The following is a 13,197-nucleotide window of genomic DNA, read 5'->3' on the forward strand; positions in this document are numbered from 1 at the left end:
CCGCGAGCTGTCTGACACAGCGCGCGGCTGGGCAGATCGGGCGAACATGAGCGTGAAGTTACAGCGCCAGGCTCAATAGAGAATCATCACCCAGGTAACCGCTACCATCACCAGCGACAGTAGTTGCGCCGCGCTGCCCATGTCCTTGGCGTTCTTGGAAAGCGGGTGAAGTTCGAGCGAGATTCGGTCGATTGCTGCCTCTATCGCCGAATTGACGAGCTCGACCACCAGTGTCAACAACGGCACGATCACTAGTAACAAGCGTTCGATTCGGCTGACGTCGAGCGTGAACGCCAGTGGTATCAGGACAGCGTTGAGTAGAAGCAGCTGTCTGAAGGCAGCTTCGCCGACGATCGCAGCACGGATACCTGCAATGGAGTATCCCAGCGCCCTCAGGATTCGCCTGAGACCTGAGTGCCCCTTGAGCGATTGCGCGTTGAGTTCTTCGATGCTGCTCATGTTCAACTTCCTGGCAGAATTGTGGCGAGTATAAGCATCCCGCGGCAGCGAGCGCGTGCTGATCGTGGCTAAACGAATACCAGAGAGGGAATGGACCTAAAGGTGGCGATGGCAACGCACAGCCATTATCACAAACGTAATTTAACATAATATAGATTATGCGAAATACGACTTACGCCTTAGGCGTTACCCACCACCAGATCACCTCCAGCTTTTCGCCTCAATATCTCCAAAGCACTTCAGCTCTCAAGTGAATCCTCTGCCTGCGCATGCTGGCTGTTCGGCTGATTAGTTCCCGCATTTCGAAACGCCGAGCGAAATTCGCTGGGTTTGAGTCCGGTCTGCTTGCGAAAGAAACGGCTGAAGTATGCCGCGTCGTCGAACCCCAGGTCGCGGGCGATCTGCTGGATGTCGAGCGTGGTATACGCCAGCTGACGTTGTGCTTCGCGAACGACTCGCTCGTTGATGATCGCAGTCGGTGATTCCCCCAGACCTTCGCGGGTGGCTCGGCCCAGTGTGGCTGGAGTGATTCCCAGCGCTTCGGCGTACAGACCAAGCGGCCAATGCTGTCTGAAATGCGTGTCGACCAACTCGCGAAACTGAATCAGCAGCTGGGACCGCCTGCTATTGGCTGGGCGACCGCTCGGCACTGGCTGTTCCAGCCGGACGACATGTACGAGTAACGCGAGCAACAATGCGTGCCCCGCGGCGACATTGCCGCGTTCCTGACTGTGCGCTTCCGCCTGGATCAGCTGGATCAGCGGCCATATCGGCTCTTCGCCGTCTGCATCCCACGGCAGCGGCACCACTGCCGGACGTTGCATCAAGGCCAGCAGTTCACTGGACAAAATCCGCGCCATCGACTCCAGCGGTCGCTGTGCTGCCGTGATGACCGGCCCGTCGGTTTCGGGGCTGTAGCGAAAGGCATGCACGGTGCGCTGCGGCAGCAGGATCAGGCACGGCGCACGGAAGCCCATTCGGCTGTTCTCCAGGGAAACTTCGCCCTCGCCACTTCGTACATAGACGATCTGCAACAGTGAGTCATGCTGGTGCGGCTTGATTTCGCGCTGATGCATGTCGCCGCGTTCGTTGATCCATTCCAGATGCAACAGGTCCTGCCATACGGGCAATGCAGCCTGGCCGTACAAGGCGTAGTTGGGAATGCGTTTGCTCATGAATTTCTGCCGTGGTGCCGGTATCCGGCGCGAAAAATGCACTAATCGTCCTAGTGGTTGTTCAGTCTGTCATACGTCTTTGACGTTAAATGTAACCATCTGTGTTGCAGCGTGACGGCCGCGCCCTCTCCCGCCTCTGGCCCGCGCCCCAAAAACGAACTCTATGAATATGCCAACCTGGCGCGAATGGCTGTTTTCGGCCAAGGCGCTGATTGCCGCCTTGCTTGCGCTGTACATCGCTCTGGCGATACCGCTGGAAAACCCTTACTGGGCCATGGCCTCGGTTTACGTCGTGTCGCATCCGTTGTCCGGGGCGACACGTTCGAAGGCGATCTATCGCGCGCTGGGCACGCTGCTCGGTGCAGCCGCATCGGTCGTGCTTCTGCCAACGTTCGCTCAGCAACCGGTGATGCTGAGCCTGGCGATCTCGCTGTGGATTGGCGCCCTGCTCTTTCTCTCATTGCTGGACCGCTCGCCACGCAGCTACATCTTTCTACTCGCCGCCTATACGGTGCCGCTGATCAGTCTCGCCGAGGTCAATCACCCAGCGACCATCTTCGATGTCGCCCTAGCGCGTTCCGAGGAAATTCTGCTCGGTATCGTCTGCGCCAGCGTGGTGAACGCCGTGCTGTTTCCCAGCCGCATCGCGCCGACCCTCGCGGCGAAGATGCACCTGCTGTTGCGTGATGGGCGCGGTGCCGTCAGCCGGATGCTCAATACCCAGCACCTGGGCGAAGCCGACCAACGTGCGCTGAATGCGCTGCTGGTGGATGTGATGGGGTTGGACGCAATGATCAGCCATCTGAGCCACGACAGCAGCAGTCATCTCTCCACGGTCCATGCTCGCGAATTTCGCGCGCGCATGGCGATGTTGATGCCGCAGCTGATCTCCACCGCGGACTCGCTACACCGGCTTCAAACCGAGCTACAGGGCTTGCTGCCGGAACTGGTGGATTACCTGCAGGAGGTGGATCGCTGGATTCAGTCCGATGCCGAGGCTGGGCACGGCGATCATTTGCGCGAACGCAGCCTGCAGCTGGCAGCCAGGCTGGGCGACAGCCATCCGGCGCATGCTCTGGCGATCGACAGTGGCCTGCGCCAGCTGCGCGCGTTGATCGACCTGTGGCAGGACTGCCTCGACCTTTACCAGCAGTTCCATGAGGGCCATCCCGAGGCGGCACCGACGCTGCGCTATCACGTACAGCAACTGGTCGGCGGGCCACGCCACTATGACTACGGCCTACTGGCATTCACCGCGGCTTCGATAGCGTTGTCGGTGTTCTGCCTGAGCATGCTGTGGTTCGTTTCCGGTTGGGAGCACGGCTATAGCGGCGTGTTCATCGCCGCGGTGGCAGGCTGCTTCTTCGCCAGTCAGGACAATCCGGCGCCGTTCATCAAGTCGTTTCTGGTCGCCACGCTCATTTCCTCCACGGCTGCCGGCGTCTACCTCTTCGCGTTGATGCCCAACGTGCACGATTTCGGCAGCCTGGCCATCCTGCTCGCCGTGCCGCTGCTGTTGCTCGGCACCCTCGCCGGTCGGCCGCAACACGCCGGGACAGTGATCGTGATTGCGGTGCAGACGATCTCCAACATCACCCTTCAGGACAGCTACCGCGCCGATTTCCAGCTGTTCGCCGACATCGCACTGTCCACTGCGCTGGGCGTGCTCTTCGCCTTCGTCTGGGCCCGCCTGACCCGGCCGTTCGGTACGCTCTGGGCTGCGCGGCGATTGGTACGCCGCGGCTGGCTGAGCCTGGCGGCGCTGGCAGACCTGCGACGTTGGCGCAACGAAGCCGATGATGCCTCGAGTTTCATCGACCGTATCGCCCAGCTGCTGCCACGCCTGGCTCAGCTGGATGACGATCGCCTGGCGCTGAATGACGCCACGCGCGAGCTGCGCGTCGGTTTTCGCCTGCTGGAACTGCGTGAACTGCGGCCGGCGCCCGCCATCGAGCAGAAGCTGGAGCCGGTGCTGGGCATGATCCGCGCGCATTTCCTTGCCTGCGCCACCGCGCGTAGCCAACTGCCGGCACCGGAGCCCTTACACGACGCCCTCGAGGCCGCATTGCTGGATCTGCAGCGCGATGCTTCGCCCAGCGCACACCAGGCGGCGCAGGTGGTGCAGGTGGTGCACGGCTTGCGACTGGCGCTTTTCGCCGACGCATCGGCCAGCGTGCGTGCGGCACCGGGAGGCCCGCCACCCGAAGCCGGCCTTTCCCCCGCTGGAGCGCACGCATGACCGGTCACCTCGATGTGTACGGCGTCTATGTGCCGGTCCTGCCGGTTGCCATGCTGGCCGCCTACGGTATCAAGAGCCTGCTCGCCACCGTGCTGCAGCGTACCGGCTTCTACCGCTGGGTCTGGCATCCGCCGCTGTTCAACCTCGCCCTGTACATCATCGTGCTCGGGGCCCTGTTCAATCTCCTTCCCCGGATGTGAATCGTGAAGAAATGGATACCCGCCGCCGGCTCGGTGCTGCTGACGTTGCTGGCGGTTGTCATCGCCGTCGTCGTCAGCCTGCACCTGTGGGATTACTACATGGAGGCACCCTGGACCCGCGACGGCCACGTGCACGCCGACATCATTCAGGTCGCACCGGATGTTTCCGGGCTGGTGACCGAATTGCACGTGCGCGACAACCAGAAGGTCAGCCGCGGCCAAGTGCTGTTCGTGATCGACCGGGCACGCTTCGGACTGGCGGTCGACGAAGCACGCGCCACAGTGCTCGAACGCCGCGCGCAGCTGGACCAGGCGCAACGCGAAGCCAGGCGTAATCGGGTGCTGAAAGACCTGATCGCCGCGGAAACCGTCGAGATTGGCGACACCCAGGTCAAGCGCGCCGCTGCCGCCCTGGCCACGGCTGAGGCCGCCCTCGGCGTGGCGCGTCTGGATCTCGAACGCACCACCGTGCTCAGCCCGGTGGATGGCTATCTCGGCGACCAGACGATGCGCGTGGGCGATTACGTGAAAACCGGTACACCGGTGCTGTCGATCGTCGATACCGATTCACTGCGCGTCGAAGGCTACTTCGAAGAAACCAAGCTGCACGCCATCGAGATCGGGCAGCCGGTGGACATCCACATCATGGGCGAAGCGCAGCATCTGCGTGGCCATGTGCAGAGCATCGCCGCAGGCATCGAGGATCGCGACCGTGTGCGCGGCAACTCGCTGCTGCCCAATATCGACCCAAGCTTCAACTGGGTGCGCCTGGCGCAGCGAATTCCGGTTCGCGTTGTGCTGGACGACGGCCAGCAGAGCGACATCCGCCTGGTGGTCGGCCGTACGGCGACGCTGTCCGTGCTGCCGTGGTCGCGCGACACATCGGCCACGGTCAGCCAATGAGTCGCGCGGCATACGCACTGCCGTTCGCGCTGACTGCGCTGCTCGCCGCATGCAGCGCGGCGGGCCCGGACTACCGCGTGCCAGACCAAGCCGTGGCGTTGCAGGCCGCTGCGCAGAAACCCTTCGATCTGGCCGGCAACGAACGGGTCGAACAGGCGCCGCTGCCGGACGACTGGTGGCAGCTTTATGACGACCCGACGCTCGATCAGCTGGTGAGTGAAGCCCTGATCGGCAATGCCGACGTGCGCCAGGCGTATCACAACCTGCGTCGCGCCTATGAGGGCTTCCAGATGGCACACCACGCGCAGGAGGTCGTGGTCGGCGGCAACGGCTCGGTTGCACGCGGCCAGCTGTCCAGCGAAGCCCTCGCCCTGGAGGAAAAACTTCCAGTGATGAACCTCGCCGACGCCGGCCTCAGCGCTGGTTACCAGCTCGATCTGTTCGGTCAGCTGCATCGCGCCGCAGAAGCTGCGGGGGCCGATGCCGACGCCAGTGCCGCGCTGCTCGACACGGCCCGCATAACTGCCGTGGCCGGGGTGGTACGCAGCTACATGACGGCCTGTCACGCCAGTGAGGAGCTGACGATAGCGGAGCATTCACTGGCGATTCAGCTGCGACAGCTGGATGTCGCCGAGCGCCTGTTCGACGGTGGTCGTGGCAACGAAGTCGATGTATCTCGCGCCCACGCCCAGCTGGAGGCTCTGCGCGCCGAGCTGCCGCCATTCGAAGCGAAGAAGGCGGCCGCGTTGTATCAGCTCGCCGCCCTGCTTGGCCGCACGCCCGGAGCCCTTGCCGAAACGGTTACCGCCTGCAGTCACGCACCGCAGCTGCGCCAGGCGATTCCGTTGGGTGATGGCACCGCCCTGCTCAAGCGCCGCCCGGACATCCGTGCGGCCGAGCGCGCACTCGCCTCCGCTACGGCACAGATCGGCGTCGCCACGGCGATGATGTATCCGCAGGTCAGTCTCGGCGCTGCGGCCGGTTACACCGGAATGCTCGAACACCTCGGTAATCCGGTAACCCGCCGCTGGGAATTCGGCCCGTCGATCAGCTGGCATTTTCCGACCCGGGTCGATCACGCGCGGATGCGCGCCACCGAGGCCGGAGCCGCTGCCGCCCTCGCCCGCTTCGACGGAGTTGTGCTCGACGCACTGCGGGAAACCCAGACCCTGCTCACGCACTACGCTCACGACCTGCATCGTGACCAAGCGCTGCGCGAAGCGCGCGATGCCGCGCAAGACGCCGCGGACCACACGCGCCGGTTGTACCAGGAAGGACGACTGGCCTATCTCGACAGCCTCGACGCCGAGCGCACCCTCGCAACGGCCGAAGCTGCCCTGGCGGCGTCCCAAGCCCAACTGTCGCAAGACCAGGTGAACCTGTTCCTCGCGCTGGGCGGCGGATGGCAAGGCACGCCAACCGCATCGGCGCACGCTGAAAATCCATCGCCGGGCGTGCCTGGCCAATAACCCAGAGAGGCCTTACTCGATGGACATGCTGCAAGCGATGCGGGTATTCGTCCGGGTAGTCGACGCCGGCAGCTTCACCGCCGCGGCGAAGCTGGCCGACACGTCCACCGCGCAGGTTTCCCGCCTGCTGGCGGAGCTGGAGAACCACCTCCACGCGCGCCTGCTCAACCGCAACACGCGGCGGTTGGCGCTGACCGAGGTCGGCGCACGTTTTCTCGAACGATCGCGCGAGATCCTGGCTCAGCTGGACCAGGCACAGGAGGAAGCCTGCGGGGCCCATCTGACCCCGCGCGGGCGCCTGCGCGTGCACTCGACGACGGGTCTGGGCATCCAGCTGCTGGCAGGGCTGGCCGGAAGATACGGTGAGCGCTACCCCGAAGTGAGCCTCGACCTGACCCTTTCGCAACACCAGCCCGATCTGCTGGAAGCCGGACTCGACGTCATCATCACGCTTTCCCGCGAGCTGCCGGATTCCGAGCTGATCGCCCAGAGACTGGGCGAGGTTGGCAATGTTGTCTGCGCGGCGCCCGGCTATCTCGAACAATATGGCGTACCGCAGCAACCGCGTGACCTGCAACAGCACCGCTGTCTGCGCCTGGCGGACCCGGTCTTCGCGGATGAATGGCGCTTCATCGCAGACGGTGCCGAAGACGTGATTCGCCTTGGCGAAGCGTTCAAGGTCAACGTGGCTGAAGCCATGGCCAGCGCGGCAGAAGCCGGCATGGGCATCTGCCTGCTGCCCGACTATGTCGCGGCTCCGGCCCTGCAGCGCGGCGCACTGCTGCGCCTGTTGCCCCGCTATCGTCTGCAGGAAAAGCAGATCCACGCGCTCTACCCGTCCCGGCGTTTTCTCGACGCGAAGATCAAGACCTGGGTCGACTTTCTCGCGCTGGAGCTGCCGCGCGCATTCACCAACTATCACCGCATCCTGCAGGACCCGGCCCATTGGGCCTGATTGATTGTTGCGCGGCGGGTAAAGGTGCTTCACCGCTGGCGCGCTTTTTCCCCTCTTGGTCGCTCACTAAAATTGCCGGGTGGCAACGGACGCTAGAAGCCAGTCCGCTCCTTCGTCGGTCGAGCGTTCCTTCGATCGGTCGTCCTGCCACCTTTTGGCTGCTTTCCCTCGTGGCAGCCTCGTTTATTTCCCGGCGTCTGCCATCCGGCAGGTGCTGCACGCAAGAAATGCCTGCCTTCGCCCCACGTCGCAGCGACCTGGGCCCGCAGGCGCTCTGGAGGTTACCTGTGAACAAACTGATCTGGATTGCCGGCCTGGCGCTCAGTGCCCAGCTGACGTATGCCGCCGATGAACCCAAGGCCTATCAATATGGCGACAAGCTGGACATCGCCAAGGTCATCTCGATGGACGTGCCCGCTGGCGGCTGCGAGGTCGTGACCGCGCGGATGACCTATGTGGATTCCAAGGGCGAAACCCACGAAACCACGTACCTGCGTCAGGGCCCGGATTGCCACGATTTCTGAGTCCGGCGCGAGCTGCTACAGCTAAGCGTACGCCGCTTGCGGCACTGGCACAGGCTGTGCGCGGCAGGTCAGGTGCGCGCCGGGATTCGGCAAGCGAACCAGTCGTTTTTGAATCGCAGTTCTGAAAGAGGCAGAACGGTTTCGGCTGTTTTACTGTCCGAGCCCCAGGCGCTCATTACATTCAGGACCGCATGACCATTTCGATTTCAACCTTCCGCTCGGCATGCAGCCCTGCTGCTACCCGACCAGTTCCTGGCAACACTCGCCCTTTACTGGCAGCAATGGTCGCAGCGGCGTTGCTCGGTCTTGCCGGTTGTGGAACCCAGCAGCCGGAGACTCCAGCGCCCAAGCCGGAAGAAGTCCGGGCCAAGATCGCTCGCCTGATCCCCGCCAACATACCCGATCGTCAGGGGTGGGCTCAGGACATCTATACAGCCTTCGATTCGCTGGATATCCCACCGAACGATGAGAACATCTGCTCGGTCCTGGCCGTGACGGTGCAGGAGTCGACATTCCAGGCGACCCCGCCCGTCCCCGGCCTGGCGAAGATCGCGCGGGAGGAAATCTACCGTCGTGCCGGCCGCCTGCACGTCCCGCGTTTCGTGGTGGATGCGGCGCTGGACGTGAAGTCACCCAACGGCAAGACCTATAGCCAGCGTCTCGCGGCCGTGCGCACCGAAGAGCAGCTGAGCGCGATCTTCGATGACTTCCTCAGCATCATGCCGCTCGGCAAGCAACTGTTCGGCACGCTTAATCCGGTCAAGACCGGCGGCCCGATGCAGGTCAGCATCGCCTTTGCCGAAGACCGCAGATGGACCTACCCCTATGAACGTGAAGGTTCGATCCGCGACGAAGTCTTCACGCGCCGCGGTGGCATGTATTTCGGCATCGCCCACTTGCTCGACTACCCGACCAGCTATCGCGAACCGCTGTACCGCTTTGCCGACTTCAATGCCGGCTGGTACGCCAGTCGCAACGCCGCGTTTCAGGCCGCGGTGAGCCGTGCCAGTGGCATCAAGCTGGCCCTCGACGGCGACCTGATCATTCACGGCAGCAGCAATGCTGGCCAGACCGAGCGTGCAGTTCGCGCGCTGGCGGGCAAGCTGGAAATGAGCGATACGGCGATTCGCAACGCACTGGAGCGCGGTGAAACCCATGGTTTCGAGAAAACCGACCTCTATGAAAAGGTCTTCGCACTGGCCGAAAAGCGCGCGGGTAAGCCATTACCTCGGGCGGTGCTGCCGGGAATCCGACTGGAAAGCCCGAAGATCACCCGCAACCTCACCACCGCCTGGTTCGCCAACCGGGTCAATGACCGCCACCTCGCGTGCATGAAGCGCGCCCGCAACTAGCGAGAGCCTGCATGGCCGGCGACCGCTACATGACACCACACTGAAATTGTCACTGGCCCAGGCCGTAGCGCGCATAACGAGCGCTACGGTAACCGACCATTGAGAACGTAGCGCGGCCGTCTGACGGCCGCATCAGCGCGGCTCAGTGCTGGGTGATGGACGTGCTGTTGCCAGTACCGTTCTGGATGATGGCGGCGCTCGGCGGCGCGGCGAATTCCGTCAGTTGATTGAGCACAGCGACATTGGCATCGCCGGTCTGGCTGATCGAAGCCGTGCCATAGGCGGCATGTTGCACCACATCGATCTCGTTGGCTGAACCGTTCTGCGCGATGTCGAGCACCGGGCCGTCGAAACTCTGGTCAATGTTGACGCGATTGTCGTTGCCGGCCGAGGTCCCTCGAATCGTTCCGGTTCGCGTGCCCTGCCTCGCCTTCAGCTCGTTGCCGATTCCGTTCTGGGTAAAGCTGAGGTTGCTGAACCCCGCCCATTGCACCACTTGCGCACTGTTAGCGCTGCCGGCCTGCGTCAGGTCGACCTCGCCCGTGTAGTAACGGCCACCCACCTGAGTAACCGCGGCCTCGTTGAAGGCGCCGTCCTGATCAACGGTGACTCCCCCGCCATAGGCGAACACGTTCTGGTCGATGGTGATCCGGTTGCCGCTGCCGATCTGCTGGGTAGTTGCGGTCGCAGCACCGGTCTGAGTGACTTCGGTGAGATTGTTCGTGCCGAATGTGCGACTTTCCAGCCCGTTGGCATAGAACAGCTGCTGGACCCGATGGATGTTGCGTGCGCCCTGCTGGTGGATGGTCGCTTGGGAGCCGTTACCGTCGGCCTGCACGACTTCGGCGACATTCTCATCTCCCAGCTGTACGACCGCCGCCGAATGCCCGAAGTTATAATCGCTTGCCTGATACACCGTCGCCTGGTTACCCATCCCCCGCTGGAGGAGCTCCAACTGCGTGGGCTGCAGCGAGGTTTCGCCGCCGCCCTGCTCTACTCGCGAGAAGTTCGCATCCCCTTGCTGCAGCAATAAGGCCGAATTCGAGCCCCCACGCTGCTCGAGGATGATTTCGTTGTCGTTTCCAGTCTGGTTCATTACGGCCTGTGCCAAGGCCAAGCCCGGCAACGAGCCGAGCAGGAAGCAGGCGATAAGCGGTTTATGCGCGAACATGCGGGACACTCCTTCGAATATTGTGTTGGCCGACATCATGCTGGCCTTGTCTGGCGCCTCCCTCACCATTACCGCTCCCCTGAACGGGCCGATTGTTTCCCCGGTGGTGCCACCCGGCTATCGCCCTATCGGTGTAGACCGACCAGTGTTTAGACGAGCGGCGGATTAAGCCGACATGTCCAGACGTTCGCGCATCTGCGCGGTAATGGTCTGCCTGACCCGCGTCATATCCGCCCAGGGATCGTCGTCGCCCTGTTCCTGCAGGCGCTCCAGCAGATTGCGTACGGTCCAGAGATTGGCGCCCTTGAGGTCCGCCAGTTCTTCACGGTGGATCGGCACGGAGACCGGCAGGCCCTCGCGGGCACGCACCGAATATGGGGCGACGGTACTGGCGCCACGGCTGTTGCGCAGGTAGTCGATGAAGATGCGCCCAACCCGGTTCTTCGGCCCGCTTACGGCGGAAAAATGCGACGGCAGCAGCTTGGCCAGGTACTTGGCGATGGCCTGACTGAAGGCCTTCACCTCACTCCAGCCGTGTACCGGATCGAGCGGCACGACAATGTGAATGCCTTTGCCCCCGCTGGTCTTGAGGAACGAGGTCAGGCCGATCTCGTCCAGCAGCGTCTGGGTCAGCTGAGTGGCTTCGAGCATGCTCTTCCAGGGCAGCGCCGGGTCCGGGTCGAGGTCGAGCACGAAGCGTTCCGGATGCTCCAGCTCGGGCGCTACCGCGTTCCAGCAGTGCAGCTCGATGGTGCCCATCTGCGCGGCGCCGACCAGCGCTTCGGCGCTGTCGATCACCAGTAACGCACCGTGCTTCGGGTCTAGCGCCGGGTCGAGTTGGGTGAGGTGCGGGATGGCCAGTTTGTCGGCGTGCTTCTGGAAGAACAGCTCGCCGGTGATGCCCTCCGGAGCGCGCACCAGGGCCAGCGGGCGCGCTCGCAGCTGCGGCAGCGCCCAGGGCGCGATCTGCGCGTAGAAGCGGGCCAGTTCGATCTTGGTGATGCCGCTGCTGGGGTCGATGACCCGCTCGGGACTGGATATCTTGATCCGCCCGCTGCCGATGGGGTCGGTCTGCCGCTGCTCGGCTTTGCTGCTACGACTGGCGGGCTTGGCTCGTTCATGGGTAATGGCGTCGGCGGGTTTGTCCGAGCGCAGGCCATGGAATACCGAATGGCGGACCACGCCCTGGCGGGTCATCTCCGCGTAGGCAACCTCGCACATCAGTTCGGGTTTGAGCCATTGCGCGCCGCGCACATCGGCAGCAGGTGCTGCCTTGGCCAAAGGGCTTTTGTCGGTTTCCAGCTTCTTCAACTGCTTGTGTAGGCTTTTCAGCGTGGCCTGATTGAAGCCCGTGCCGACCTTGCCTGCATAGAGCAACTTTCCACTGTCGTCATGCAGCCCAAGTAACAACGCGCCGAACCCGGTGCGCGTGCCCTTGGGCTCGGTGTAGCCGACGATGATGAATTCCTGCCGGTTGCTGCACTTGATCTTGACCCAGCTGCTGCTGCGCCTGGAGGTATAGGAGCTGCCCGCTCGCTTGCCAATCAGGCCTTCGAGCTTCATCTGGCAGGCACTTTCCAGAATGCTGTCCGGCTGCTCGGTGAAATCCTCGGAGAAACGCAGCAATTCGCTGTCGCTGCCTTCCAGCACTTCACGCAACGCCGCGCGACGCTGTTCCAGCGGCACATCCCGCAGGTCCATGCCGTTCAGATAGGGCACGTCGAACAGGTAATAAAGAATGCTCCCACTGCGTCCGGCTTCGAACGCGTTCTGCAATGCCTGGAAGTCCGGAGCGCCCTCCTCGTTCGGCACCACCACTTCGCCGTCGAGCCAGCCGGATTCAAGCCCGAGTCCGGCAAGCGCGGACGCCTGCTGCGGCATCTTCGCCGTCCAGTCATGGCCGTTGCGGGTGAACAGCGCGACCTTGCCGGCGTCGATACGGGCGAGCATGCGGTAGCCGTCGAACTTGATCTCGTAGCGCCAGTCGCCGCTCGGCACGGCGTCCACCAGCGTTGCCAGCTGCGGCTTTAACGTCTCCGGCAACTTGGCCGGGACGGCTCCTTCCAGCTTTACCGCGTCGCTCTTCTTGCGTGACGCTCGCTTTCTTGCCGGCGCCTTGACTGGCTTGGCCGGCGCTTCCGCAACGCGAGCCTTGGCCGCTCCGCGTTTGCGTGGGACCAGCGTGCGATCGCTGAGCACGCTGTTCGGCTCGGCGGTGACGACGTCGTACTCACCCTCCTCGCGCGCGGCCTCGTCACGGGACTTGATCAGGAACCACTGCTCCTTCTTGCCAGCCATGTGCGTGCGCACCAGATTCCAGCTGCCGGCGAGTTTTTCGCCCTCGAGGCTGAACTTGAGCTTGCCCTTGCAATAGCCCTCCTGCGGATCACCCTGCGGTATCCACACGCCGCGATCCCAGACGATCACATCGCCCGCGCCGTAATGCCCGGCCGGAATGGAGCCCTCGAACGTGGCATATTCCAGCGGGTGATCCTCCACTTGCACTGCCAGCCGGCGCACGCTCGGGTCAAGGCTGGGGCCCTTGGGGATCGCCCAGCTCTTCAGCGTGCCATCCAGCTCCAGGCGAAAGTCGTAATGCAGCCGCGTGGCGTCGTGCTTCTGGATGCAGTACTGCAGGCTCTGGACCTTGCGTGACCTGCCGCGCGCCTTACCCGACGGCTCGGGCGTGGCGGCAAAATCGCGCATGCGCTGGTATTCGTCGAGCGCCATGGCTGACCTCCGGCAATGTC

11 protein-coding genes are annotated in these 13,197 nt (G+C 63.4%); 7 read left to right on the forward strand and 4 right to left on the reverse strand.

Features of this window, described 5'->3' with window-relative positions; all coding sequences use genetic code 11:
- Positions 1–72: 72 nt before the first annotated feature.
- Both BM275_RS07075 and BM275_RS07080 read right to left on the reverse strand, forming a co-directional pair.
- Positions 73–459 (reverse strand): diacylglycerol kinase, encoded by a 387-nt coding sequence (locus BM275_RS07075; protein ID WP_048512741.1) that lies wholly within the window; start codon positions 457–459, stop codon positions 73–75.
- A 239-nt stretch (positions 460–698) separates the two neighbouring features.
- Positions 699–1,634 carry a helix-turn-helix domain-containing protein gene (locus BM275_RS07080; protein WP_090520224.1) on the reverse strand — a complete coding sequence of 312 codons (936 nt, stop codon included), beginning with the start codon at positions 1,632–1,634 and terminating at the stop codon, positions 699–701.
- Positions 1,635–1,797: 163 nt separating this feature from the next.
- On the opposite strand from BM275_RS07080, the gene BM275_RS07085 reads away from it, so the two are divergent.
- The 7 genes from BM275_RS07085 to BM275_RS07115 all read left to right on the forward strand — a co-directional run bounded on the left by BM275_RS07085 (position 1,798) and on the right by BM275_RS07115 (position 9,276).
- Positions 1,798–3,873 (forward strand): FUSC family protein, encoded by a 2,076-nt coding sequence (locus tag BM275_RS07085; RefSeq protein ID WP_090520226.1) that lies wholly within the window; start codon positions 1,798–1,800, stop codon positions 3,871–3,873.
- A complete protein-coding gene (locus tag BM275_RS07090; RefSeq protein WP_090520228.1) occupies positions 3,870–4,073 on the forward strand; it encodes a DUF1656 domain-containing protein in 204 nt (67 codons plus the stop codon). The genes BM275_RS07085 and BM275_RS07090 overlap by 4 nt, the downstream gene beginning before the upstream one ends.
- A gap of 3 nt (positions 4,074–4,076) precedes the next feature.
- The gene (locus tag BM275_RS07095) at positions 4,077–4,976 is read left to right on the forward strand and encodes an efflux RND transporter periplasmic adaptor subunit (protein ID WP_090520230.1); all 900 of its coding nucleotides are present in this window, start codon (positions 4,077–4,079) and stop codon (positions 4,974–4,976) included.
- A complete protein-coding gene (locus BM275_RS07100) occupies positions 4,973–6,445 on the forward strand; it encodes an efflux transporter outer membrane subunit (RefSeq protein ID WP_090520232.1) in 1,473 nt (490 codons plus the stop codon). Before BM275_RS07095 ends, BM275_RS07100 begins: the two co-directional genes overlap by 4 nt.
- Before the next feature lie 19 nt (positions 6,446–6,464).
- Complete coding sequence (locus tag BM275_RS07105) at positions 6,465–7,400, forward strand: LysR family transcriptional regulator (protein ID WP_090520234.1); 936 nt, start codon at positions 6,465–6,467, stop codon at positions 7,398–7,400.
- Between the two features lie 287 nt (positions 7,401–7,687).
- Positions 7,688–7,924, forward strand: a complete 237-nt coding sequence (locus BM275_RS07110) for a DUF2790 domain-containing protein (RefSeq protein WP_090520236.1) — start codon at positions 7,688–7,690, stop codon at positions 7,922–7,924.
- Positions 7,925–8,115: 191 nt separating this feature from the next.
- The gene (locus tag BM275_RS07115; protein ID WP_090520238.1) at positions 8,116–9,276 is read left to right on the forward strand and encodes a DUF1615 domain-containing protein; all 1,161 of its coding nucleotides are present in this window, start codon (positions 8,116–8,118) and stop codon (positions 9,274–9,276) included.
- Positions 9,277–9,418: 142 nt separating this feature from the next.
- Here BM275_RS07115 and BM275_RS07120 read toward each other — a convergent pair whose 3' ends face one another.
- Both BM275_RS07120 and ligD read right to left on the reverse strand, forming a co-directional pair.
- The gene (locus BM275_RS07120; protein WP_090520240.1) at positions 9,419–10,447 is read right to left on the reverse strand and encodes a hypothetical protein; all 1,029 of its coding nucleotides are present in this window, start codon (positions 10,445–10,447) and stop codon (positions 9,419–9,421) included.
- Between the two features lie 165 nt (positions 10,448–10,612).
- Entirely contained in the window at positions 10,613–13,177 is a 2,565-nt protein-coding gene (gene ligD / locus BM275_RS07125) for a DNA ligase D (RefSeq protein WP_090520242.1), read from the reverse strand.
- Between the last annotated feature and the right edge of the window lie 20 nt (positions 13,178–13,197).

The sequence above is a fragment of the Stutzerimonas kunmingensis genome (assembly GCF_900114065.1).
Taxonomy (GTDB): Bacteria; Pseudomonadota; Gammaproteobacteria; order Pseudomonadales; family Pseudomonadaceae; genus Stutzerimonas; species Stutzerimonas kunmingensis.

Coding starts and splice junctions, on each gene's coding strand:
- BM275_RS07075 (WP_048512741.1), bottom strand. CDS start 459: ATGAGCAGCATCGAAGAACTCAACGCGCAATCGCTCAAGGGGCACTCA.
- BM275_RS07080 (WP_090520224.1), bottom strand. CDS start 1,634: ATGAGCAAACGCATTCCCAACTACGCCTTGTACGGCCAGGCTGCATTG.
- BM275_RS07085 (WP_090520226.1), top strand. CDS start 1,798: ATGAATATGCCAACCTGGCGCGAATGGCTGTTTTCGGCCAAGGCGCTG.
- BM275_RS07090 (WP_090520228.1), top strand. CDS start 3,870: ATGACCGGTCACCTCGATGTGTACGGCGTCTATGTGCCGGTCCTGCCG.
- BM275_RS07100 (WP_090520232.1), top strand. CDS start 4,973: ATGAGTCGCGCGGCATACGCACTGCCGTTCGCGCTGACTGCGCTGCTC.
- BM275_RS07105 (WP_090520234.1), top strand. CDS start 6,465: ATGGACATGCTGCAAGCGATGCGGGTATTCGTCCGGGTAGTCGACGCC.
- BM275_RS07115 (WP_090520238.1), top strand. CDS start 8,116: ATGACCATTTCGATTTCAACCTTCCGCTCGGCATGCAGCCCTGCTGCT.
- BM275_RS07120 (WP_090520240.1), bottom strand. CDS start 10,447: ATGTTCGCGCATAAACCGCTTATCGCCTGCTTCCTGCTCGGCTCGTTG.
- ligD (WP_090520242.1), bottom strand. CDS start 13,177: ATGGCGCTCGACGAATACCAGCGCATGCGCGATTTTGCCGCCACGCCC.